This window comes from Cellulophaga baltica 18 (assembly GCF_000468615.2).
Lineage (GTDB): Bacteria > Bacteroidota > Bacteroidia > Flavobacteriales > Flavobacteriaceae > Cellulophaga > Cellulophaga baltica.
In genome coordinates this window covers 2,291,960-2,317,818 of record NZ_CP009976.1, presented here as the reverse complement: position 1 = coordinate 2,317,818, position 25,859 = coordinate 2,291,960, and the positions used below count along the sequence as shown (strand labels likewise).

12 protein-coding genes are annotated in these 25,859 nt (G+C 36.0%); 10 read left to right on the top strand and 2 right to left on the bottom strand.

From position 1 onward, the window contains the following. Nucleotides 1-5 precede the first annotated feature (5 nt). From M666_RS09775 to M666_RS09730, 10 genes are all read left to right on the top strand, one after another. On the top strand, nucleotides 6-1,595 hold the full coding sequence (locus tag M666_RS09775) for a sulfatase family protein (protein ID WP_029446872.1): 1,590 nt from the start codon (nucleotides 6-8) through the stop codon (nucleotides 1,593-1,595). 224 nt (nucleotides 1,596-1,819) lie between these two features. Continuing rightward, on the top strand, nucleotides 1,820-4,693 hold the full coding sequence (locus M666_RS09770) for a glycoside hydrolase family 2 protein (RefSeq protein ID WP_029446873.1): 2,874 nt from the start codon (nucleotides 1,820-1,822) through the stop codon (nucleotides 4,691-4,693). A gap of 14 nt (nucleotides 4,694-4,707) precedes the next feature. Then, nucleotides 4,708-6,552 (top strand): sulfatase-like hydrolase/transferase, encoded by a 1,845-nt coding sequence (locus M666_RS09765; RefSeq protein ID WP_029446874.1) that lies wholly within the window; start codon nucleotides 4,708-4,710, stop codon nucleotides 6,550-6,552. 33 nt (nucleotides 6,553-6,585) lie between these two features. Beyond that, nucleotides 6,586-7,542, top strand: a complete 957-nt coding sequence (locus M666_RS09760) for a hypothetical protein (protein WP_039325575.1) — start codon at nucleotides 6,586-6,588, stop codon at nucleotides 7,540-7,542. 4 nt (nucleotides 7,543-7,546) lie between these two features. After that, nucleotides 7,547-9,364 (top strand): hypothetical protein, encoded by a 1,818-nt coding sequence (locus M666_RS09755; protein WP_029446876.1) that lies wholly within the window; start codon nucleotides 7,547-7,549, stop codon nucleotides 9,362-9,364. Between the two features lie 10 nt (nucleotides 9,365-9,374). Beyond that, the gene (locus M666_RS09750; RefSeq protein ID WP_029446877.1) at nucleotides 9,375-11,198 is read left to right on the top strand and encodes an arylsulfatase; all 1,824 of its coding nucleotides are present in this window, start codon (nucleotides 9,375-9,377) and stop codon (nucleotides 11,196-11,198) included. 3 nt (nucleotides 11,199-11,201) lie between these two features. Continuing rightward, nucleotides 11,202-12,845: a sulfatase-like hydrolase/transferase gene (locus tag M666_RS09745; RefSeq protein WP_029446878.1), complete on the top strand. Its 1,644-nt coding sequence runs from the start codon at nucleotides 11,202-11,204 to the stop codon at nucleotides 12,843-12,845. A gap of 454 nt (nucleotides 12,846-13,299) precedes the next feature. Beyond that, a complete protein-coding gene (locus M666_RS09740; RefSeq protein WP_158400229.1) occupies nucleotides 13,300-16,332 on the top strand; it encodes a SusC/RagA family TonB-linked outer membrane protein in 3,033 nt (1,010 codons plus the stop codon). A 33-nt stretch (nucleotides 16,333-16,365) separates the two neighbouring features. Then, the gene (locus tag M666_RS09735) at nucleotides 16,366-17,937 is read left to right on the top strand and encodes a RagB/SusD family nutrient uptake outer membrane protein (protein WP_029446880.1); all 1,572 of its coding nucleotides are present in this window, start codon (nucleotides 16,366-16,368) and stop codon (nucleotides 17,935-17,937) included. 138 nt (nucleotides 17,938-18,075) lie between these two features. Continuing rightward, complete coding sequence (locus tag M666_RS09730; RefSeq protein ID WP_029446881.1) at nucleotides 18,076-21,426, top strand: VCBS repeat-containing protein; 3,351 nt, start codon at nucleotides 18,076-18,078, stop codon at nucleotides 21,424-21,426. A gap of 96 nt (nucleotides 21,427-21,522) precedes the next feature. On the opposite strand, the gene M666_RS09725 is transcribed toward M666_RS09730, so the two are convergent. Beyond that, nucleotides 21,523-23,139 (bottom strand): sulfatase-like hydrolase/transferase, encoded by a 1,617-nt coding sequence (locus M666_RS09725; protein ID WP_029446882.1) that lies wholly within the window; start codon nucleotides 23,137-23,139, stop codon nucleotides 21,523-21,525. 47 nt (nucleotides 23,140-23,186) lie between these two features. Then, on the bottom strand, nucleotides 23,187-25,814 hold the full coding sequence (locus M666_RS09720; protein ID WP_029446883.1) for a WD40/YVTN/BNR-like repeat-containing protein: 2,628 nt from the start codon (nucleotides 25,812-25,814) through the stop codon (nucleotides 23,187-23,189). Between the last annotated feature and the right edge of the window lie 45 nt (nucleotides 25,815-25,859).

The window sequence follows — 25,859 nt, the reverse complement described above, 5'->3', positions numbered from 1 at the left end:
GGCCAATGACTCCACATTCAATCTCTAAAAACAATTTTTTTAAACTTGGTTTATTGCTTTTAATCGTCTTTGCTTTTAGCTGCAAACAAGAGAATAAAAAAAAGGAAACAGCTCCTACGGAAGTAAAAGAAGCTTCTTCAAAACCTAATATTGTGGTAATTTACTTAGATGACTTAGGTTATGGTGATATCAGTGCTAATGGCGCAACAGAAATTAGTACTCCTAATATAGATAAACTTGCACATGGCGGAGTGCGTTTTACCAATGGTTATGCTACCTCAGCAACCTGTACTCCTAGCCGATACGGCATTTTAACAGGAGTGTATCCTTGGAGAAACAAAGATGCCCAAATATTACCTGGTACGGCCCCATTAATTATAAGTACGGAACAAACTACCGTTCCTAAAATGTTAAAACAACAAGGCTATACTACCGGCATTGTAGGTAAATGGCATCTTGGTCTAGGAACAGGTCATGTTAATTGGAATGAAAGGGTATCTCCTGGTCCTAATGAGGTTGGTTTTGACTATTCTTATATCATGGCAGCAACACAAGATCGAGTTCCTACCGTGTACATTAAAGATGGTCATGTAGATGGTTTAGATCCTAATGATCCTATCGAAGTAGATTATGCGCAGAATTACGAAGGACAACCCACAGGAAAAGATAATCCTGAGTTATTAAAAATGAAGTGGCATCATGGTCATAACAATAGTATTGTAAATGGTATCCCTAGAATTGGGTTTATGAAAGGTGGTGAAGCTGCAAAATGGAAAGATGTTGATATGGCCGATCACTTTTTAGAAAAAGCAAAAGACTATGTCAAAAATCATAAAAAAGAACCTTTCTTTTTATACTATGCCTTACAACAACCACATGTACCGCGTACTCCTCACCCACGCTTTGTAGGCGCATCTGGTATGGGACCACGTGGCGATGTAATTCTTGAAGCTGACTGGGTTATCGGAGAATTTATAAAAACATTAGAAGACGAAAAAATATTGAAAAACACTTTAATTGTTTTTACGAGTGATAATGGCCCTGTTTTAAATGATGGTTATTTTGATGATGCGGAAGAAAAGGTAGGCAACCATACTCCTACTGGCGGCTTGAGAGGAGGAAAATATAGCTTGTTTGATGCAGGAACGCATGTACCCTTTATTACGTATTGGAAAGGAACCATTACACCGAGTGTTTCTGACGCTCTTGTTTGTCAAGTAGATTTATTGAACTCCTTAGCAAAACTTGCGGGCAGTGACATCACTACAAGCGATAGCGAAGAGTTAATCGATGTATTATTAGGAAAATCTAAAATAGGAAGAACTAATCTAATCTTAGAAGCTGGTCAAAAAACAGCCCTGAGAAGTGGCGACTGGATATTAATTCCGCCGTATAAAGGCAATCCAATAAACACCCAAGTAAATATAGAATTAGGGATAGCAGATACGTACCAGCTCTACAATCTTAAAACAGATAGAAAGCAGGAAACTAATTTAGCCGCTTCGAATCCAGAAAAACTTAAAGAGATGATTGCTACCTATGAAGAATTAAGAGGAGAAACATCTGTAGAAATAAAAGAATTAGAACTAAAATAACTAGCACTAGTTTAAATAACAGAAAAAGACTTTGGAGGTATTCCAAAGTCTTTTTTGTTTTAGCGCAGTATTCTGCATTTTTTTCATCTAAAAAAAACTTCAATTTTCAAGATTATAAGCAATCTGGCTACAATAAACCATATGTGGTATGTTTACAAACATTTCTACTGACGTACCATTTTAAGAATAAATAATTTTATTACCACAAAACTCACTCACTTAAAATGAAACTAAACTATTTATTATTCAGCCTATTCATTAGCACATTAACATTTGGTCAAAACACAAAATTACCACAAGGTTTTGAAGCAGGTGACCGAACAAAAACAAACTTAAACATTGGATGGAAATTTCATTTGGGAGATCTAGAGCAGACTCCTACGGCTACAGATTTTGATGATCGTTCTTGGAAAGAGGTTTCTGTTCCGCACACTTCTCAACTAGTATCCTATGAAATGGATAGTATTAAAGAAACCTGGGTGCAAGAAAAATTCTTACGGGATATTAGCTGGTATCGTAAAAAAATAAAAATTGATGCAAAACCATCTAACAAGATTTATTTAGAATTTGAAGCAATTCATAATGCCACAGAATTATGGATTAATGGAAAAAAAGTAGGGAAATACGCGGTGAATGGATATGTACCATTTCATTTTGATATAACCGACTTTGTTACCTTAGGGAAAGAAAATACGATAGCGATAAAAGCAGATAATAGCTATAGCCAGACTATTGCTCCTGATCCGCATAGAACAGATTATGTAAAATTTGGAGGATTGTATAGAGATGTGTATTTGGTCACTACAAACCCAGTACATGTAACTTTCAATTGGGAAGATTATGATGCAGGTGTTCATATTACGACGCCTACGGTAAATAAGCATAATGGTACTGTAACTATTAAAACTACGGTAAAGAATGATCATGCAGCAGATAAGAAAACAAAGATTGTCACGAATATTATTACGAAAGAAGGTTTAGTCCTTAGAAAAGTGATTTCTGAATCTACTATAAAAGCACACAGTACCCACACATTTAGACAATCGGTAACTGTTGAAGATAATTACCATTTATGGTCTCCGGACAGTCCTTATTTGTACCGTGTAAATTCTGTCCTCTATACTGACAACGAAGCCATAGATTACACAGAAAACACTTTTGGATTTAGAAAATTTGCCTTAGAAAAAGGAAAAGGCTTTGTGTTAAACGGAGAACCTTTATTCTTGGTGGGCGCCAACCGTCATCAAAACTATCCTAATATCGGAGATGCCATTCCTAATTCCTTCCATTATAACGAAGCGCTTCAATACAAAGAAGCTGGAATGAATATTTTAAGATTATCTCATTATACGCAGGATGATGCTTTTTTACAAGCTTGTGATGAATTGGGTATTTTAGTTTATGAGGAACCTTCTACTTGGATTGAGTGGGGAGATGATGCTTGGTTTTCTAACTTAGAAACTGCCACAAGAACCATGATCAGGAATCATAGAAACCATCCTTCTATTATTATATGGGGCGCAGGTATCAATCACCGAGGACCGGTTCCTAGAATGCAAACGGTAGCAAAAGAAGAGGATCCTTTTAGATTAACTGCTTCGGCTTCTAGCCCATGGAACGGTGTAAAAAATGAGGGTGTTACAGATGTGCACGCAACTATGGATTATCGTAGAACAGAATTTCCCGAAAGTGCATTCACCATGGTCATGGAACACGGTAGTACGCCCGATGCTGAAGTAAATCAGTTTCATATTTCTAGATACAAAGGAAATAAGAACAATTTTGCTGCCATCACATGGTTAGGAGCAGATTACAACCATTTACAACCCGATGTTGATGATGACCAATGGAAACGAGATTTTATGACTACCTATGGTGTACTTTCTGCATACCGCATCCCTAAGCCTGTATACTACTGGTATCAATCAGAGTTAGTCGCAACTCCAATGGTACATATCGCCGATGAAACCGCTTCTAATAATGGGAAGGTCCGCATATTCAGTAATTGCCAAGAAGTTGCTTTATATCACAACGGAACATTGGTAGCCAAACAATTACCAGATAACGACCTTACAAAGGTTAATTTAAATCATCCTTCTTTTACTTTCAAATACCAATGGAAAGAAGGCACTTTAAAAGCTGTTGGCTATAAAAATGGAAAAGAAGTTACCGAATTCATAAGACATAAAGAAGCGCGTCCGCAGCACCTTGAGATTGATTTTAATATTACAGACCAACCATTTTATGCCGGTGGTTCTGATATACGATTAGTGCATGCTTCCATACGAGACAAAAATGGTGAAGTAGTCACTACGGCTACAAACAAAGTAGAATTTTCTATTTCTGGAGCTGGAGAATTTATAGATAACGGTAAGATCAATGCAAATCCAGCACGGATTTTTAATGGGGTAGCTTCTATCTATATCAGAGGAAACAAAACTCCAGGAACGATAACAATTACGGCTAAAGCTACAGGCCTAAAATCTGCTAAAACGAGCATTCAAACAATTCCTTTTAATACCGATGAAATTGCAACGAAGGCAAAAGCAATTTATGACTTTCCAATTGCTAAAGTAGACATTGGCGGCGCTAAGCAGTTAGTACAATTTGAATGGAAAGAATGGACTGGAACCGGTAACACTAATTTGAGTTACCAACTAAAAGATTTTAATGCCCAAGTGGAAATAAGTGCAAAAGAAAATATTAATTGGCTAGGAGACACGGCTATGCTAGGTGATTTAAGTTTTGTAGGCACCGATGGTTTATATGTAGAAAAAGGAATATTGACTTTAAAAATAAATAAACTAGAAAGAGGTACTTATGAACTAGAAACTTTTCATCACTCGAGAAGGGCTAATGTAAAAATGACTAATGAAATTGAGATAGAAATAATTGATACCAATGGAAGTTTCAGTAGAAAATCGGATGACCATGTGGTAGATTATTATCAAAATGACAACACTGGTGAACGTAAACCCTTAGCTATAAAATCTAATTTTACAACTAATGGAAATACCGACATCATCATCAATCTTAAAAACTTACAAGATAAAGGAGATTTATGGTTGAACGGATTTGTTCTAAGACAAATTAAATAATTGATTTTAAAATCATGAAATACATTTTTCTACTTGTATCAATATTTAGTTTAGCGCTGTCAGCACAGAATCACGAGCATGAAAAGCCTAATGTTTTATGGATTTTAACAGATGACCAACGTGTAGACTCTAATGGTTTTTATAATGAAATAGTAACTGGCACCAAAAATAGTCCCTTAGGCTTTGTGTCATCCCCTAACCTAGACAGCCTAGCGCAAGAAGGCATTGTTTTTACTAATATGTATTGTAATTCCCCAGCATGTGCTCCGTCAAGATCTTCAATGATTTCTGGAAAATATCCGCATCATAACGGAGTTTATGGCTTTGAATATTTCAATGCGGATACCGATTTTTCTACTAAAACACTACCACAAGTCATGGAAGAAAATGGCTATGAGACTAGTTTATTTGGTAAAGCAGGGTATAGAAATAAAAGCATCGATTTAAAAAACAGAAAAAAGTTAACAGGCTTTTACCAGCAATTTGTCCTCGATACCGAATTAAGTAGAGCGGGCATCACTGATTGGAATAATAACATCGTATTTGGAAAAGTGAATGGTAAATATGCTAAACTTGATAGCAGGGTAGAATTCTTCTACCCTAATGGTGATAAAAAATCATGGAGTCGGGAAAAGAATATTTCACAAGAAGAAAAAGTTTTAAAAACAACAATTGAAAAAGAGCTAGATATTCTATACGCCTATACAAAACCTTCTAAAGATCTAATCATTGGCGGTGTGAGCCCTATGCCTACAAACAAAACTTTAGACGGAAATATTTTAAAAGAATACTCTAACTATTTAAACCATCATGGCAAAGAATACGAATCTTTACTAGGATATAAAATGAAGAGTGCAAGCGGCACAAAACCAATTTTCACGAGCTTGAGTTTTCACTTCCCTCATACCCCTGTAATGCCTTCAAAAGAGTTTAGAGATCAATTTAAAGACAAAGTATATGCCATACCTGTATTTAACAAAGAAGAAGAATTAAGCAAGTTGCCCAAGCAATTGGTAGAACTATATCAAAAATTAAAAATTGACGGTTTAACCTTTAAAGAAAAGCAGCAGGCCATAAGGGACTACTATGCATTTTGTGCTTTTGGCGACTACCTTATTGGTGAAGCAATAAAAACCTTTAAAGCTTACTGTAAAAAAAATAATCAAGAGTACGTTATTCTATACACAAGCGGTGACCATGGTTGGCAACTAGGAGAACAAGGTATAGAATCAAAATTTTCTCCTTGGCAATTGGCTACACATACCACAGGAATTTTAGTAGCCTCAGATAAAAATAAAATTCCGGCTCAAAAAGTCTATACAGGTTTTGCCGAATATGTAGATATTATGCCTACTATTTTAGCGGCAGCCCAAATAGACCTTACCGCTAAAGATTTAGATTTCCTTGATGGTTTTAACTTGACCGCGTTATATGCCAACACTAAGAAACGTGACTATATTATTGGCGAAATTAATAGCGTTGCTGGTCCTCGGGCTTATTTACGCAGTACAGAATTTTCATTTTCTATGCGTACAAGACCTTTAAACGGTGGTCCAGGAGGAAAATATCTTCCGAATAAAAATATTCGTTGGGGATTAGATGCTCCAAGAAAAGAAGTGCAAATGGCATTGTATGATTTACGAAACGATCCTCTGGAACAGAATAATGTTGCCAATGATAAAGCCTATAGTTCATTAGCCGATTGGCATAGAAATAAACTAGGCAATATTGTTCTTGGAGATGGAAGAATAGAAAGCAATTGGAATAATACCAACGATTATAAGGAAAGTAATTTTGCTCTCGGCACTGATGATAAGCGACTTGCTATTCCCGAAAAATTGATTCCAAAAACTAAATAAGATCATACGATAACCAACAAAAAACCATACCCAATGATCAAAAAAACAGCTTCAATACTTGTTGTACTGCTCTTTATGGTGCCGTTACAAGCACAAGAGAAAATTGAAAAAGTACTTTTTGCAAAACCTCAACCCGTAAAAATTCAGATAAGCGATTCTTATGATTTCACCATAGGTTATATTGCTTTAGCAGATGGAGATTTAGCTATAGACATTAGTGGAGGGCCTTCAAAATATTACGCCACTACAAAAATTAAGGTAAAAAAAGGGCAAGGCATTCAAAAATTAACGATTACCTCAGCACAAAAACCGGCACCTGGAAAAGGATATAAATTAGTACTTAGTCTTAGAGCCGTAAACGGAAATTGGGAAACGACTCGCGTTGGTCAGATTATTAATAATATTGAATTTGTTAAAAAACCAGTTCCCTTTTCTGAAAATGCTTCCTTCTCACCTTTATTAAATACCCTTGTTGAAAATGCTGCCCAATACCAATTTGATGTGGACTATTCTTTTAGCAAGCCCATGCAAGTTCAAGTGGCATTATGGCAAAAAAATAATTGGTTGGCATCCTCCAAAAGAATAGCTATTGGCGCTGGTAATGGCTCTAAAAAGATAGCCATAAACTATGAGGAACCTCTGGAAGGAAAAGATTTTCGGTTAGTGTTATCTTTTGGGCTGCCAGAAGATTTCACTACCAAAAACACGATCACCAAAGAACTTTCTGGTGTACAATTCCTAAAGCCCGTTGAACAGATTACGATGTCTGAAATTAATTCAAAGAGTATTCAAATTTCTGTAAACAAATCATCTGATATTTTAACGCTTCCCGGTTCTAGCTCTTTTGATTTTATTAAAATCATCGACAGAAATGGAAAAATTATTCTTGAAGAAGTAAATCGTAAGAACATAACCATCAATACGCTACCAAAAGGAGCCTATTTTGCGATAACAAGCACTAACGACTATTATAAATTTGTAAAATTTTAATCCTATGAAACAGTTAATAATACAACTTGTAATTGGTCTTATTTGTGGTGTGAGTTTTGCTCAAAATAATGAAGTATTCATTGACTTTACCACACAAAAATATATAGGATCGGAAAGCAAATTGCAAAGAGAAAAATACTTTGCGATGCATGCTTCTTATAATGATCATGAATTTGCAGCCGATGCAACATATCTATTTGATAATTTAGGCATTGAATTTGGTCGGACTTTTGGTGGTCCCGGCCCTTATGCTACTTATAAAAAAGGAGACTTATCTATAGAAAACGCAGAGAGATTAGCAAAAAGCAATGCACAGCGGTTTTTAAATTCTCCTCTATATGAGAATTATAGAACTACCGATCTTATTATTACGAACCATCCCAGAGATGCCTTTCAACTAAAAAAAGATTATGAGAAGGCCGCGGCGTTTAATGTCGCTTATTTAAAAAATGCTTATCCAGAAATGCCTAAGTACTATGAGGTTATGAATGAGCCTTTTGTGCATGCTAAAGATTATGTAAAAACCTATGATGAAACAGACGAAGTAATTCTTGAAATGTCCAAATTTCATAAATTAGTAGCTGATAAAGTTCATGCCGAAATACCTAATATTATGGTTGGTGGCTACAGCGCTGCTTGGCCTGAATATGACAAAAATAATTTTGCTATTTGGAATACCCGCATGAAAGTATTCATGGATACTGCCGGTGAAAGCATGAAATTTTTTGCTACACATATATACGATGGACGAAATGTTGAAGGAGATTTTAATTACAGATCTGGGAGCAATTCTGAAGCAATTTTAGACCTTATAGAATCCTATAGCTATCAGAAATGGAGTCTTGTAAAACCTCATTTAATTTCAGAATATGGGTATACGGCTAAAGGTCTGCAAGGAGAACCCTACTCTCCTACTTTAAACGGAGTATGCTTAATGTCTTATAATAAAATACTAATGTCGCTTTTAGACAAACCAGACCGCCTTCTAAAGGCAGTACCATTTATCACGGGTAAAGCTACTTGGTTTTATAAAGATGACAGAAACCCAAATAAACACCCATATCCTTGGGTCTTACTTAGAAAAACAGACGATGGTTCTTATGAGTACACCCATTTAAAAAAGTTCTGGGAACTATGGAAAGATGTTCAAGGAAGCCGAATTCATGTACAATCTATAAACCCTGATATTCAAGCACATGCATTTCTAAATAAGAATAAAGCGTATGTTGCCTTGAATAATTTAGCCGATGAACCGCAAAGTGTTCCTCTAAATTTTTTAAATAAAAGTCAAAACTTAATTGAAAACATTACTATAAGAAGATCGTATACTACCGCAACAGGATTTCCAAAATTGGTCTATTTCACTGATATTAAAGAGAAGACTGATATAACGCTAAAGGTGGGAGAAACGGTAATTATAGCCTACGACCTTAAAGAAAATACATTTTTAAATAGTATAACGGAGCGTAACTATTATTCAAAAACATGTCTTGAAAAAATTGAAGCTAATAAAACCTTGACTTTCAAAATTGATGATGTTATTTCTGGAGAAAAAGGAATAGCAACTCTAAAAATGGGGCTTGGGAGAACACATGACTTAAGTAAGAAACCAATCCTAAAAATCAATGGTACTATCGTAACTATCCCAGAGAATTGGGCAGGATATGATCAAGCAGGTAGGGAACAATTTTTTGGTGTTATTCCCGTACCTACACCTCTTAAAAATATTAAAACAGGAGAAAATATTATTGAACTTACTTTTCCTGATTCTGGAGGATACGTTAGTTCTATTATAGTAAACACTGAGGTATATTCAAATTGAAATTCATCTTATGAAAATAAAACATTTAGCACTATTTAGCATCATAATTCTAATAGGCTGCCAATCTAAAAAGAAAGAACTGGTGGTCACGGACAAAAGTTCTAAACCTAATGTAATTATTGTTATTACAGATGATCAAGGATATGGAGATCTAGGTGTTCATGGCAACAACATCATTAAAACGCCAAACATAGATTCTTTTTATACAGAGAGCTCACATTTAACTAATTTTCATGTAGGACCTACGTGTGCACCGACACGTGCTGGGTTAATGACGGGTAGATATGCCAATAGTACTGGCGTTTGGCACACCGTCGGCGGATGGTCTCTATTACGTGAAAATGAAAAAACATTAGCCAATATGTTTGCCGAGGCGGGTTATAAAACGGGCGGGTTTGGCAAATGGCATTTAGGAGATAATTATCCGTTTAGACCCGAAGATCGTGGCTTCCAAGAAACGGTAATGCATGGTGGTGGTGGCGTACAACAAACTCCTGATTATTGGAATAACACCTACTTTAATGACACCTATTTTCATAATGGAAAACCTGAAAAATACCAAGGATATTGTACCGATGTGTTTTTTGACGAAGCTATTAAATTTATTGAAACGAATAAGGATACACCATTTTTCTGTTATCTAGCGCCCAACGCTCCACACGGTCCTTATAATGTACCAACAGAATATTATGACTTGTATAAAGATCTAGATGAGGCTGTTTTAGCAGATACTCAAAAGCGTTTTTATGGGATGATTACCAATATTGATGATAATTTTGGAACACTGCGAACCAAATTAAAAGAACTCAATATTGCTGATAATACCATCTTAATTTTTATGACGGATAATGGTACCGCCGCAGGATATTACAATAAAAAAGGAAAGGTTACCGGTTATAATGCAGGCATGCGTGGTCAAAAAGGAAGTGAATATGAAGGAGGTCATAGAGTTCCTTTCTTTATTCACTGGAAAGACGGCAAAATTAATACGCCGAAAGATATTAATGCGCTTACAGCTCAAATTGATATACTACCTACACTTGCAGACCTCTGTGGTATCTCATTACCTAAAGATCATTTAGCACTGGACGGCCAAAGTATTGCCCCTTTGTTAAAAGGAAAAGATACCCTAAACAATAGAATGCTAATTACGGATTCTCAACGGGTACAAAATCCTAGAAAATGGAAGAATTCTGCAGTAATGCAAGCTAATTGGCGCTTAATTAATGGAAAAGAACTGTATAATGTTTCCGAAGATATAGGTCAGGTTACCAATATTGCTGCTGAAAACCCCGAGAAGGTTAATGAAATGAAAGCGTTTTATGAGCAATGGTGGACTCAAGTTTCGAAAGATTTTAATGAAGAGATTTACTTTAAAATAGGGTCAGAAAATGAAAATCCTATTACCCTTACCGCTCATGACACTCATGGTAAAGAAACGATGCAACCTTGGAATCAAATTCAAATAAGAGAAGGTAAGATCGGTAGTGGGTATTGGAGTGTTGATATTCTGGAAGAAGGCACTTACGAAGTAGCACTTAGAAGATACCCGATAGAAGCTGACCTAAGCATCAATGCGACCACCCCAAAAATAACAACCACTGAACTTCCTGGATTAGAAAAAAACATACCTGAAGGAAAAAATATGCAGTATACCAAAGCTTTTATAGAATTTGAACATCAATTAAAAGTAGAAACTGAAATTCAAAAAGATGCTAGTTCAGCAGATTTTATGGTGGACTTAAAAGCGGGAAAAACTAAATTTTTTGGAAATTTTATTGACACTGAAAATCGCCCAAATATTGCCTATTACGTTTACATTAAAAAAATATAAGCCATGAAATATCTATTTGTAATTCTTTTTCTCGCTGTTACGCTACTAAAAGCACAAGAACGTCCCAATATAGTTTTTATTCTAACGGATGATCAATCCTATGATTTGTTAGGCTGCACAGGAAATCCTGTAGTTCAAACGCCTAATATTGATAAAATAGCCCAAGAGGGTATATTATTTACCAATGCGCATGTCACTAGTGCTATTTGTACACCTAGTAGAATATCTATATTATTAAGTCAATACGAAAGGAAACACGGCGTAAATTTTAATTCTGGCACAAGTGTTTCCGATACTGCATGGGAAAATTCATATCCTGTAATACTCCGAAATAGTGGTTATTATACGGGCTGGGTAGGTAAGAACCATGCTCCCATTGGCAAAGGAGGATACGATAGCGGACTCATGGAAAAGAGTTTTGATTATTGGTATGCTGGCCACGGACATTTAGGGTTTTACCCAAAGGACAATCACCGTATTTTTAACGATGCTATTGCCTTTACGCAGCCAGAAATTATCAATGAAGGAGTAGATGAATTCTTAGATCCTAATGCTAGAAAACTAAAAGGAGCACTACATTTTTTAGAAAACAGACCTACAGACAAGCCTTTTATGCTATCTATCAATTTTAATTTACCACATGCTGCGGGTACCCGTTCTATGAAATTAAAAGAAGATGACGATGCTATTTATAAAACCATGTATCGAGACTTAGAGTTGCCCCTACCTGATAATTATATCGCAAAAAAAGATATTAGAAGTCCTAAACTTCCTACAGATTTACTCAAAGCAGAAGATAGGCAAGAAGGCTATAACTATGTAGACACACCTGCTGGGATAAAAGAACGCTACATCCGAGAATTAGAGGCAATGACAGGTATTGACCGATTGGTGGGAAATTTAAGAAAAAAGCTGAAAGATTTAAAATTAGATAAAAATACCATTATTATTTTCACCTCTGATCACGGCTTGTTTAGTGGACAACAAGGTTTAGGAGGTAAAGCACTTTGTTATGAACAAACAACACATGTGCCTATAATTGTATTTAACCCTAAAGCACCTAAAAAGCAAAAAGGATTAATGAGTGATGCCTTAGTGCAAACTATTGATATAGCCCCAACTATGCTTGCTATGGCTGGAGTTACGCCTCCTAACACATTTCAAGGTAAAGATATCTCAGCGTTGATAACAGGCGCAAAAACTGAAGTTAGAGACTATGTATACACCGAAAATTTATGGTCCACGCATTTTGGAAATCCAAGATGTGAGGCTATTCAAAATAAAGACTGGAAGTATATTAGGTATTACAAAAACAATAATTTCTCTGCTACTAAAGAAATTAAATATGCTAAAGAGCTAGGCATTCCTGTAAATGAAATGTTATACAACATGCATGATCCTGAGATAGCTATATATCGTGATTATATTGATGCTCCGAAGCATGGGGAACAGCCCGTATATGAAGAATTATATGACCTAAAAAACGACCCGAATGAGCTTGCTAATTTAGCCAACAATCCACAACAATCAGAAGTGTTAGCTAACTTAAGACAACAATGGAAAGTAGAAATTACAAATGCTAGAGGCACTGGAAAGGCAGAGGTTTACAGGTATACAAATGATCTTTACCCAGAGGGTAAGCATTAATATATTTCAATAGATAATATCAAATTTTATGATCTACAAGCAAATGAGTTTCGTCATTTAAGTAAAATTACACTAATTATACACCCATAAATTTAGTCAAATTTATGGGTGTTTTTTTGCCGTTTATCTAAATATCTAATGGCATTTACATCTTGCTGTCTTCCGTATTATTTCTTCAAAAAACACCACCCTTATCAAACCCTTAAATTTTTAGATACATTCTTATCAATTTACCAGTTATTTAAGTAAATAATAGAAAATATAACAATGACACATGTTAATGTTATGTGAAAATGTATATATTTGTTTCAAATAAGAAACTAGTTTATTATTTGAAACTCAAAAAAGAACAAACTACTCCGTGCACATTTAATCATGGTTTCAACACCGTTCATACTTTTAATCTATTAAAATCACACATATACTCAACTAAACACACGTAAAACAAATGATTATGAAAAACAGTTTTTTCAAGTATTCGAAGAAATGTCTTCTATTGGGGATTTTTCTCTCCTTAACGGGCTTTTATCAAGGAGCAGCCCAAAAAACAGTCACCGGTACTGTAAGTGACGAAACCGGGGTTCCTATTCCTGGAGCCAATGTTGTTGTAAAAGGAACTACTAAAGGAGCCGTTACCGATTTTGATGGCAATTTTAGTATTACAGCATTGGCAGAGGAGGTTCTGGTAATATCCTATATTGGCCATGTTTCTAAAACAATAGCTATCGGAAATCAGACCTCTATAAGCGTAACCCTACAATCAGATGTGCAACAATTAGATGACGTTGTGGTTATTGGATATGGTACTGTCAAAAAAAGTGACGTTACAGGCTCCGTATCTAGAATAGATTCTAAGTCCTTTGAAGATCAGCCAGTAACTCGAGTTGAAGAAGCGCTACAAGGTCGTGCGGCAGGGGTTACCGTGGCAAAAGCTAATGGCCAACCAGGTGGCGCCATAAAGGTTAGAATTAGAGGTGTTAATTCTATCACAGGAAACAACCAACCACTTGTCGTAGTTGATGGTGTTCTCGGTGGTGATTTAAGCACCATAAATCCCGATGATATTGCCGCTATGGATATTCTTAAAGATGCATCAGCTACAGCAATCTATGGTGTAAGAGGATCTAATGGTGTTATTATTATTACCACAAAAAAAGGGTCTGGAAAAGGAAAAATAAACGTCAATTATTTTACTTCTTTTTCTTCAAGTCCTAATTCTGTTCCCCGATTAGGTGCTGAAGATTTTGCCATCATAGAAAATCTAAGAAGAACAAATTCTGGTGGAGCAGCTATTTATACTGAAAGCCAAATAGCGGCATTTGCTGCTAATGGTGGTACAGATTATGAGCAAGAAATTCTACGCACAGGAATCAGTAAAAATTTGGCTATTTCAGCCAATGGTTCTGAAGGTACTATTAGATATTATTTTTCGGGGAATTATAGAGATGAAGAAGGAATTGTCATAAATACTGGTTACAATCAATTGTCTATTAGATCTAATGTGGAAGCACAAGTAAAAGATAACTTCAAAATTGGCCTTAACGTCTATGGTAGTAGAAGTGAAAATAAAAATAATACAGATCGTTTTGGTAATGGCCAAGGAAGTTTTATTTATAAAGCCTTAACATGGGACCCCACTACTCCCGTGTATAATGCAGCAGGAGAATACAATATCAGATCTTCTGTGGCATCTTTGAATGACAACCCTGTGAGAACTTTGAATGAAACTAGAATCAGAGATATCGAAGAAAGATTAAATGCCACGATTAACACTACCTACAACATCACAGACGATTTCACGTATTCTTTAGTTTTAGGTACCCAAATATCTAGCCTAAATGTGGAAAGATATGCTGTAGAAATAGGCGATGATCAACTACCTCATACTTCTTTTAACAACAATAAAAACACCAGTTACCAAATGAGTAATATATTCACTTGGCAAAAAGAGTTTGGTGGTATTCATGATATTAAATTAACAGGAGTCCAAGAATATTCAAACTCTAAATTTCAAGGCAATGGATGGAATGCCAATGATCTTTCGCTACAAGGACGTGGATTTTATTTTGCAGAATTAGCTCCTAATTCAGGTCAAACTGTAAACAATGAGTTCAATGAAAGAGAATTATCTTCTTTTATGCTGAGAGCAGAATATATTTTAGATAACAATCTTTTTCTTACCGCTACAGGACGTTATGATGCCAGTTCTGTTTTTAGAGAAAAAGAACGATGGGGATTCTTTCCTTCTGTTGCCTTAGCGTATAGCCTAAATGATTTGATTGAAAACTCTAATAGTCTAAGTAGTTTAAAACTAAGAGCAGGCTGGGGACAAGTAGGAAATCAAAATATAGGCCCCTACTCTACATTTACAACTTTAGGATTTAACAGCTATGCAGCTAATGGTACTGCCGCTACTACGGGTACGTTTATTAATAGTATTGGTAACCCTTTTGCTACCTGGGAGACCACTTCACAATTAAATGTTGGAATTGACCTAGGCTTTGCAAATGGAAAAGGAAATATTAGTATTGATGGATATAAAAAAGTTACCGAAGATTTATTATTAAATGCTACTATCCCAGATTATGATGGCGGTGAATTAGGTGCTAATACAATTTTAAAAAATGTAGGTGAAGTAGAAAATAAGGGTATTGATCTTACTGTAGGATATGATTTTATTACTACAGAAAATACGAATTGGAGTTCTAACTTTTCGTTATCCTATGTAGAAAACAAGGTTACGCAATTAAACGATGGTTTAACCACCATAATTGGACAATTTCAGGCTCCAGGGGGGCAAGGAAACATACTTAACTTCATAGAACTTAATCAGCCCTTAGGACAATTTAACGGAGCTACGTTTTTAGGTACGTGGAAATCTACAGATGATATACCCTTAAATTCAGAAGGTATTCCGATTGCAAAACCTGGAGAAGCTAAATATGTATTGGACGAAAATAATGAAGTACAATTTGGTGCAATTGGTAACGGTACACCAAAATTAACTTGGGGCTTTAACAACACTATTTCTATTAAGAACTGGGATTTCAATATTTTCCTTCAAGGAGTGCATGGTTTTGATATTTATAATATTCAACAAGCTGCCATCACTGGTGGTGCCGGAGATTCCAGAAGCTTCTTATCTCCAGACCAAGTAAACCAATGGACCCCAACAAATGAAACAGATATTCCCGCATTTGCCCACCTGTATGAATCTAGTCGCTATGTAGAAAAAGGTGATTTTATTAGATTAAGTAACTTAACTATAGGCTATACTTTAAAAGATATAAAAACCTTAAATGATGTTTCCATTAAGCTATATGCAGGTGGCCAAAATTTATTCTTAATTACTGATTATTCTGGTTATGACCCTGAATCTAGTTCAAGACGAAGTGCGGAAGGAAATGAAGATGTAGCGCCAGGTATTAATGTTGGGGCTTATCCTAATCCAAGAACCTACACTTTAGGAGCAAAAATTAGATTTTAATTCGAAGTAAGATTTAGACAAAAAATAAAAAATATGAGAACAATTAACACATACCGTTCATTTCAGGTAAAACCATTTCTCTTGGTAATGATTGCCTTTGCTATGCTTCTTCATAGCTGTGAACAATTTGAATTAGACGAAACGCCAGGTAAATCTAGTTTAGCCGTAGAACCCTACAATAGTATTGAGGAACTAGATTTAGCCGTAACCGGTATTTTTGGAAAACTAAACAAAGCCGCTTGGATGACCACTTTTTATGTCAATGGTTGGTCTGGTGATGATATGACCACGCACCGAGAAAGTAATAAAGGCGATTTTAGAGAATATGATCAAAGAGACATCTCTGCTTCAAACGGAAGAACAGCCACAAATTGGGCCGGTATTTATGCTATGGTAAAAGCCGCTAACACTGTTTTAATTAATATGGAAGGTGTAACGTTTCCTGCTGATGCTGCTCGTCAAGAAGAGTTAGTGGGGCAGACTTATTTCTTAAGAGGTTTAATGTTTTATCATTTAGCACGTATACACGGAAGAATAGTATTACCCTTAGACTTAGAAATAAACTTTGAAAGACCATTGGCAACCCAAGCAGAGGTGTACCAGCAGATAGAGAGCGATTTATTAAACGCTGAATCTATGTTACCTGTACAAACAAATATTGGAGCTTCCAATCCCAACTCAGGTACAGCCAGAGCTATACTTGCTAGACTTTATTTAGATTGGGCAGGATTTCCTGAGAAAGATGCTTCAAAATATGCCTTAGCTGCTTCTAGTGCTAAACAAGTCATTGATAATGCTGGTGATCATGGTTTTGGTCTTGTAGATGATATCTCAACCTTATATACCGTAGCTGGTAGAGAAAATATAGAATCTATATTTACCATTGCCTATTGTTCATCTTGTGGTCTTCCTAACCGGAAAACTGGTAAACTTGGACTTCCAAGTGATCCTCAAACACAAGGTTGGCAAGAAACATTTGCAGAAATTAGATTTTTCGAAGATATGCCAGAAGGCGCTAGAAAAGATGCAACGTACCATACGCAAGTACCTTTAGACGAGAATGACAAAGCTACCGCAGGCGACCCAGTTGGAGGCTTTTTAGAGTGGACTAGCTTTGTAGATCAACAACAACCCCTATTCAAAAAAATTGTTGGTCCGTTTGAAGAAGGAACTTTTGGAGGTTTTGAAAGCGACCGAAATGACTACTATATGAGATATGCAGAGGTTTTACTTATTTATGCTGAAGCCTCAGGAGAGTCTGGTACTGCAGGCGCAGCAGCATGGAAAGCATTAAATGATGTAAGAAATAGAGCTGGATTGCCAGATGTAGGTCCGTCAGATGGAACAATTCAAGATTTAGCTTTTACAGAGCGAAAATGGGAATTAGCAGGTGAATATTTACGTTGGAATGATCTGGTAAGAAAAGAGCAGGTTGAGGCCGCACTCGGTGGTTCTGCCAGAAACCCAAGAGTTTCTATAAACGCACTTACCAATGAACCTATAACATCAGAAACAAATGCTATAATTGGTTCTCTAGCGCCATCAAATTATTTTGTGCCTCTACCACAAACTGAAGTAGATAGAAATCCGAACCTAGCAAATTAGATATTGAGTTAGTTTTTTTTAGAGTTAAGCGGTAAGATTTTAAAAAATCTTACCGCTTTTTGCTCCTACTATGTTTGCTTTAGTTTAGAAACCAATGTAAATTACAAGAGCCCTACACCATCCATTATATGACGCCTTATGACCACATTTAAATCCTATTTCAGTATTAAAAAATTGTATCCTATTGCTATCTGTATTCTTTTAAACTTAGGAATATATTCCTGCAAAGAGCAAAGAGCAGATGCGCCAATACCTGAAGAGCAAAAATTATTTACAGCTGTTTCCTCCAAACATTCTGGATTAGATTTTGTTAACCAGTTAAAAGAAACCTTAGATTCTAATTATTATCAATATATGTACACCTATATAGGTGGTGGTGTTGCAGCAGGTGATATTAATGACGATGGTTATATAGATCTTTATTTTACTTCTAACTCTTCCGCCGACAAATTATACTTAAATCTTGGGAATTTCACCTTCAAAGAAATAACTACAGAAGCAGGAATACTGAATACTTCTGGATTTAATACAGGTGTAACCATGGCCGATGTGAATAATGACGGACTTCTAGATATCTATATTTCTCGAGGAGGTTGGAAAGATGATGATGGCAAATTTCAAAATCTTCTATACATTAATAATGGCGATCTTACCTTCACGGAAAAAGCAGCAGCGTTAGGTATTGCCGATGATAACCGAACCATACAAACCACCTTTTTTGATTATGACAATGATAATGATCTTGATGCCTATGTAGCTAACACTCCTGATATAACCAGTAGAACTCAAATTCTAGATTTAGATAAAATTCAAAAAGATCCAAAAACTTTAGAACTAAAAGGGTCCGATAGACTCTATAATAATGATGGCACCGGCCATTTCACAGATGTTTCAGAACAAGCAGGCTTACAGTTTGATATTGGTTTTGGTCTAAACCCTCAGGTAGGCGATTTAAATAATGATGGCTGGTTAGATGTCTATGTCTGTAATGATTTCAATATTCCTGATTTGGCCTACCTAAATAATAAAGATGGCACTTTTACAGAATCCAGAGATTTATTATTTAAACACATCTCCTTTAATAGTATGGGGAGTGATATTGCCGATATAAATAATGATGGTTTATTAGACGTATTAACTTTAGATATGAATCCGGAAGATTATATCCGCTCAAAAACAACCATGGCCATGACTTCTATTTCCAGTTTCGAAGAAATGGTAGACAAGGGCTATCATTACCAATACATGCATAATATGCTGCAGTTAAACAATGGCGAAGGCGCATTTAGTGAGATTAGCAAAATGTCTGGCATTGCCAATACAGATTGGAGTTGGTCTATTCTTTCTGCCGATTTTGATCTTGATGGTTTTAATGATATTTATGTAACCAACGGGGTTTATCGTGATGTAATTGATCGGGACAAAAACAATGAAATCTTACAAATTTTAAAGGCTAATAATAGAAAGCCAACCAAGGAAGATTTCCTCAGGTTTGCTAAAATGTTACCACAACAAAAATTGAATAATTATTTTTTTAAAAATAATGGAGACTACACTTTTGAAGATACTTCAAAAGAATGGACAGATGAAAAGCTAACCTTTTCTAATGGAGCCATTTATGCCGATTTAGATAATGATGGGGACCTAGATATTGTCGTCAACAACATTAATGAAGAAGCTACGGTTCTTAGAAATAATACTTTAGATCAACTACGACGCTATTATCTTAAAATAGATTTAGTGGGTCCTGGTAAAAATACGTTTGGAATTGGAACTACGGTACACTTAAATTTTGCAGATGGTTCTACCCAAACGAGGCAGCTCATTCCTACTAAAGGCTTTTTATCTTCGGTTGCTACCACACTTCACTTCGGATTAAATAAACATATGAATATTGCAACTGTGGAAGTCGTTTGGCCAGATGGTAAAACTCAAATTCTACGCGATGTAAAAGCCAATCAGAGTTTACTTCTTAACTACAGATATGCAGATGGCATGAAAGAATATACCAAAAAGACCGAAACTCTTTTCAATAAGCAAGAAGTAGATTACACGCATATAGACCCCTACTTCAATGATTACGAACTTCAAATACTTTTGCCACATAAATTGTCACAAACAGGCCCTTTTGTTACCAAAATTGATCTAAATAATGACGGTTATGAAGATGTCTATATTGGTGGTGGTAAAGGTCAACCCGGAGAACTCCTTTATGGGACTCCAAATAATTCATTCCAAAAAAAGCATATAACATCGTTTAATGATGATAAAGCATTTGAAGACCAAGGGGCGTTATTTTTTGATGCCGATAATGATGGGGACTATGATTTATATGTCGTGAGTGGTAGTTATGAATTTAACCAAAGTCCAGAATTACTTTACGATCGATTATATTTAAATAATGGAGAAGGAGATTTTACTCGTACGAAAAACAACCTTCCAGAAATAGCTTCATCGGGCTCTGTAGTAACTTCTTCTGACTATGATAATGATGGCGATTTAGATCTTTTTGTAGGCGGACGCGTTGTTCCAGGAAAATATCCTTACGCGCCTACCAGTTATCTTTTAATAAATACTGGAGGTAACTTTACGATCAAAACACCAGAATTAGCTCCTGACTTAGAAAAAATAGGAATGGTCACAGATGCCATTTGGTCTGACATTAATAACGATAACAAAATAGATCTTGTGGTAACAGGCGAATGGATGGGAATTGAAATTTTTATAAACAAAAACAACCAACTAATCAGAAGTCTTGACTACCCTACACTTGCAAATGCAAAAGGTTGGTGGAATAAATTACTTGTTGAAGATATTGATAATGATGGTGATAAAGATATTATTGCAGGTAATTTAGGGTTAAATTATAAGTTCCATGCCTCAAAGGAAGATCCTTTTGAAATCTACACGAATGACTTTGATTTTAATGGTATTGAAGATATTATCCTAGCCAAAGATTATCAAGGCAAACAAGTACCTGTTCGTGGTAAAAGCTGTATGACCCAACAATTACCACATCTATCAAAAAAAATACCTTCGTATATAGAATATGCCAATAAGAATGTCGAAGAAATTGTTGGAGCTCGTATAAATACAGCTTTGCATTATACCGCTAACGAATTTAGATCTGGAATTTTCAGGAATAACGGAAGTAAAGGATACCATTTTACTCCACTTACTAATGCGCTACAGAAGTCACCTATCAATAGTATGCTCTATGAAGACTTTAATGGTGATGGGACTAAAGATTTGTTACTGGCAGGTAACAATTATCAATCTGAGGTAGAAACGACTAGAGCCGATGCTGGTATTGGAAGTTTTATAAGTGGTGATGGAAATGGTCATTTTAGTCCTGTTTCAAATGAAGTCTCCGGATTTTTTGCAAATAAGGATGTAAGGAGTATGATAAGTGTTACCTCAAAAGATAAAAAATTGGTGCTAGTTGTCAATAATAATGATAAAGCAGCCATATTTAACATCCGGAAATAGAAAAGGAATTAAAGAAACCAACAATAGTTTATAGCAGTAACTTACTGTTGGTTTTCTTATCCCTATTCCACCTATGTAGGGAATGTGTATTCCTGATTATTTATTGTCTTCTATTAATTGCAAGGGCGTAGGTTTCTCTAGGCCATTTTTTGGTGCATCATGTGCTGTAGCATGCAGATTAAATCTAGGAAGTACTTTATTTAATTCATCCCTTTCTTTTCTATGTGCTTCAGAAACCGCTCTCCAGTCTTTTATCTTTTTAAAACTGATTAAATCATCGGGATTCTCACTAACATCCCACCAATCATTTTTACCATCTTTTAAAACAAAATCACCTCGAATAATCTGCATGTCTTTATGATAGCCATAGATCCACTCCCGATGTTTTGGTTTATCCGTAGTTAAAAAAGGCAGTAAACTCTCTCCATTGACCTCATAACTATCTGGTATTTTTACGGATGCAATTTCTGCTATCGTTGGTAACATATCAGACATATTTACTAATATATCTTGCAAGCCTTTTTTGGTCATGTTCATTCCTGGAGCGTAAATAATTAAAGGAACATGAGTTCCTTTTTGAGAAACGGGGCTGCCCTTTCCGTAGCCACTTGTACCATTATCTGCACAAAAAATAAAGATGGTATTATTTGCTATGCCCATTTCCTTTAATTTATTCATGTAACGCCACACCTGATAATCTAAATAATTAATATGATGATGAATACCACTTTCGGTAATGGTACCGTGGGTATCATAAACTCCATTATCACCCGTTACGTTTGGCTGTATTCTTGTATATGTTTTTCCATCCCAACTAATTTTTGGTGTGCCAGGCCATTTGCTTTTACTTTCTGGGTTTAGAAAATCCATAGCATCATGTCCTAAGTGACTTGTATGATACACAAAAAATGGCTTTTTCTCTTGTTGCTTTCGCTCCATGAAATCAAAAATGAACTCTAATTCTACATCGGGTCCAAAAGTGTTCAATCCAAAAGTATCTTTAGCGGCTTTGTTATTAGGCCACCATTCTAGAGGCCCTGTTGCTTTTGGATGATTTAGCAATTGTACATGAGGTTTCCAATACCAACCAGATTGGACATAAGAAGTAGCCTCTTGGTTTGTATCTGCATTAAATATTTTTTTCTGACCATTAATTTTTCTTGTTTCCAGTCTAAAATCAGTGGTGGCTATAGGCGTATTATAAGAGCCTTCGCCAGGCGTAAAACAAGCTTCATCAAAATTAAAACCAGAAATTTTCATTTGTGTTTTCCCTGCCCAATAGGTGGCATACCCCCCTTTATGAGCAATATCTTCTAGCGTATAAGGAGCGCTATCGTATAAATTCCAACTTCCTTTTTTATTAGGAGCTTTTCCTTTATCACTATTGTGCCACCATTTATGTTGGTGCGCATACCTACCCGTCATCATCATAGCTCTACTCGGAGAACATATGGTAGCGGCCCAAGCTGTTTTTACATAGATTCCTTCTTCTGCCAAATGATCTAAAACAGGCGTTTGGGCACGGTATTGCCTATCTGAAGTGTCGCCACCTTTTGGTAAACTCCATACCGTTGAACCGTAAATAGGTAGTTCTCTAGCACTAATATCATCGGCATAAAGTAAAATAATATTAGGCTTTTCTTGAGCCAGACTATATTGTACAATCACTAACAAAAATCCAAAAATGCAACTTCTAACAATTTCTAGTTTCATAGGTTTAAAATGATGATGCGTTAATCTACTTCAAAGTTTATCAGGCATTACTTCTTCAACCAAGGTTCTTTACTTTCATTTAAATAGGTAATGAACCAACCACTACCCCAGCCTGCTGCCCATAGCACATTTTCATTATATGGATCTGGTTTTACATCCACCATTTTATCGGGCTGCCCTAAACCCTTATTTATTTTTTTCCAATTTTCACCAGCATTGGTAGAAAGATAAATCCCTGGATTTTTAAAATTATCTGCCATAGTTATTGGCTGACTAGCGACGCTAATTACTAACAAATCTGGATTCACGGGAGACGATTCTACTTGCCATACAAAAGGAGCTTTAAAAAGCTGCTGCCATTTCTTTCCTTTATTTTTACTCCGCCATACACCGCCTTCTTCATAACTACCCGTACGACGCCCCGTTGCGATATAGAAATACCCGTTATTACGGTCAATAAAAATAGCATTGACTGCTTTTATTTCTGCAGGGAGTTTCATTTTCTTCCAAGTACTGCCTTTATCGGCAGTACTGTAGAGTCCGCCATTAGCATCGTTCACAGCAGCATATAGCTTATTCGGATTTTTTGGATCCATTGTTATTCTACGCACACTAGCATTTTTATGAAAACCTGTGTTATTTAATTCCCAAGTATATCCTCCATCAAAAGAACGATAAAAACCATAGCCTCCTTTGGTTAATTTAGGTGCTTTACTACCTACTTCTGAAATAGGGTTTTTAACCGCGCAGAAATACATGTTCTCAGGATTTTCAGGATCTATAGTTAACGAGTATTGGGTAGCTATACTTTCCCAAGAGTTATTCGCGGCATCAAAAATAGTAGCTATATTTTCCCATGTCTTACCGGCATCTTTACTTCTTCGTAATTTACCTCTGTGTTCTTGGCGCCACGCTAAGGAATAAATAATATTAGGATCATTTGGATGCACTGCAACGGTAGCGGTGGAATGTTGCCCATGATTGCCACCATAATCCTGTACTTGACCATCTAACTGCGTAACCGCCACTGCTTGTTTATCTGGCCAATCTTCTACATCTGTAGTCTGCCACAGTCCGTGTTCACCGCTTGCCAATAATCGTCTTTCTTTAATTCCGGTTTCCAATAACATGAATCTACCAGGTAAATTACTATTGCCACGACCTATCCATTTATTACTTCCTACAGAAGTTTCGTAATCATCTATCTGCTGCCATGTTTTACCATGATCTGATGATCTAAGGGTCTGTTGGTCTATACCGATAAATACTTCTCCTAATGAATTAATATTCATCATACGATTCCCTGAACGTTCCACTTCATGGTCCATGTAGGTTTGCAAATGTGCAAATTCAACATTGGCACCTATAGGATTGTTTCTCCCTTGCCAATAGGCCTTATCTTTTTCACTAAGCCAATAAGATCCCTGTCTAGCGCAAGCAAACCAGGACGCACCTCCATTTTCTGTTTTCCAAACATCGCCAGCTCCAAAAGTAAAATCATGTTTTTTATTGAAGGACACATAAATTTCGTCAGGATTTAAAGGGTTCACCACCAAACGATTAAACACCGGCAGGATTTCTGATGGTAAGTTAGTATATGTCTCCTTGACTTTATTCTTAGAAAGATTAAACCAAAAACCAATAGTTTTATAATACCGATCTATCTCCGCCGAAAAATTAATTTTAGTTAAATCGATGGTAAGGTTACTGGTAATATTCTCCCAAGATTTTCCGTAGTCTGTACTCTTATACACCCCTCCTTTTGACCCTACTGTATCTCCGATGGCACGATACGTTGTTTGCTCAACCAAATACAATATAAATGTGCCTGTTTTTTCATTATAATAAGACGTAAGGTCTCTAGGTAAATTGTTGGGCAAGCCTTCACGGCTCGCATGCCAATCTACACCGCTATTAGTACTCGTGTAAAACCCGTAATTTGTCGCTATAAAAATGGTACTTGGATTTGTTGGGTGATAAATAATTCTCCCTACATCTAAATCTTCTGAAATATCTGAGGCTATTTTAGACCAGGTTTTCCCAGCATCAACTGTTTTTAAGATGTAGCCATAACTAGCGCGGTCATTAAGTGCTCCGTGAGGGTTCGCTAAACTTCTATGGTTATCTTTAATATTCCAAAAATCTCCAGCACCAATTAACCATTCATCATCATTTTCAGGATGGATAGCTATTTTGGTATGCGCATTACTAGGATGTTTGCCTTCTATTCTTGGAATCTGATAAATTGAATGCCAATTTCTTCCTCGATCCTTAGATGTATATACCACGCCACGACGTTCTATAGCTACCCCAAAATCCGGGTTTTGCTTAGAAAAAACAATATCCAACACGCGTTCCATATCAAAACCACTCCCGTCAGAATCTTTTAAGGTATGCCAAGACTTTGCTCCGTCCCAGGTGCCATAACTTACGTGCATATCTGGTCCCATAAACATGGTTTTAGGATCTGAAGGATGTGTCCAAAACTCTTCGTTGTAACCAGACATTCCTGGTCCAAAATTTTTCCAAACTATGGTTGAATCCGATATAACCTTTTCTGTTTTTATCTGTTCAAAAAAAGATTTATTAGTAGCAGATTTGCTCTGTTGTGAGTTTGTAAAATTACTTACTAAAAGTGCAATAGTGATGCTAGAAAATACGACAAATTTTTTCATTTACTTTGAGACTATTTAATAGCTCAAAACTACTCAAGTTATTAC

Bases quoted from the DNA above. Each gene is read 5' to 3' on its own strand.
- M666_RS09775 (WP_029446872.1), top strand. From the start codon at position 6: ATGACTCCACATTCAATCTCTAAAAACAATTTTTTTAAACTTGGTTTA.
- M666_RS09770 (WP_029446873.1), top strand. From the start codon at position 1,820: ATGAAACTAAACTATTTATTATTCAGCCTATTCATTAGCACATTAACA.
- M666_RS09765 (WP_029446874.1), top strand. From the start codon at position 4,708: ATGAAATACATTTTTCTACTTGTATCAATATTTAGTTTAGCGCTGTCA.
- M666_RS09760 (WP_039325575.1), top strand. From the start codon at position 6,586: ATGATCAAAAAAACAGCTTCAATACTTGTTGTACTGCTCTTTATGGTG.
- M666_RS09755 (WP_029446876.1), top strand. From the start codon at position 7,547: ATGAAACAGTTAATAATACAACTTGTAATTGGTCTTATTTGTGGTGTG.
- M666_RS09750 (WP_029446877.1), top strand. From the start codon at position 9,375: ATGAAAATAAAACATTTAGCACTATTTAGCATCATAATTCTAATAGGC.
- M666_RS09745 (WP_029446878.1), top strand. From the start codon at position 11,202: ATGAAATATCTATTTGTAATTCTTTTTCTCGCTGTTACGCTACTAAAA.
- M666_RS09740 (WP_158400229.1), top strand. From the start codon at position 13,300: ATGAAAAACAGTTTTTTCAAGTATTCGAAGAAATGTCTTCTATTGGGG.
- M666_RS09735 (WP_029446880.1), top strand. From the start codon at position 16,366: ATGAGAACAATTAACACATACCGTTCATTTCAGGTAAAACCATTTCTC.
- M666_RS09730 (WP_029446881.1), top strand. From the start codon at position 18,076: ATGACCACATTTAAATCCTATTTCAGTATTAAAAAATTGTATCCTATT.
- M666_RS09725 (WP_029446882.1), bottom strand. From the start codon at position 23,139: ATGAAACTAGAAATTGTTAGAAGTTGCATTTTTGGATTTTTGTTAGTG.
- M666_RS09720 (WP_029446883.1), bottom strand. From the start codon at position 25,814: ATGAAAAAATTTGTCGTATTTTCTAGCATCACTATTGCACTTTTAGTA.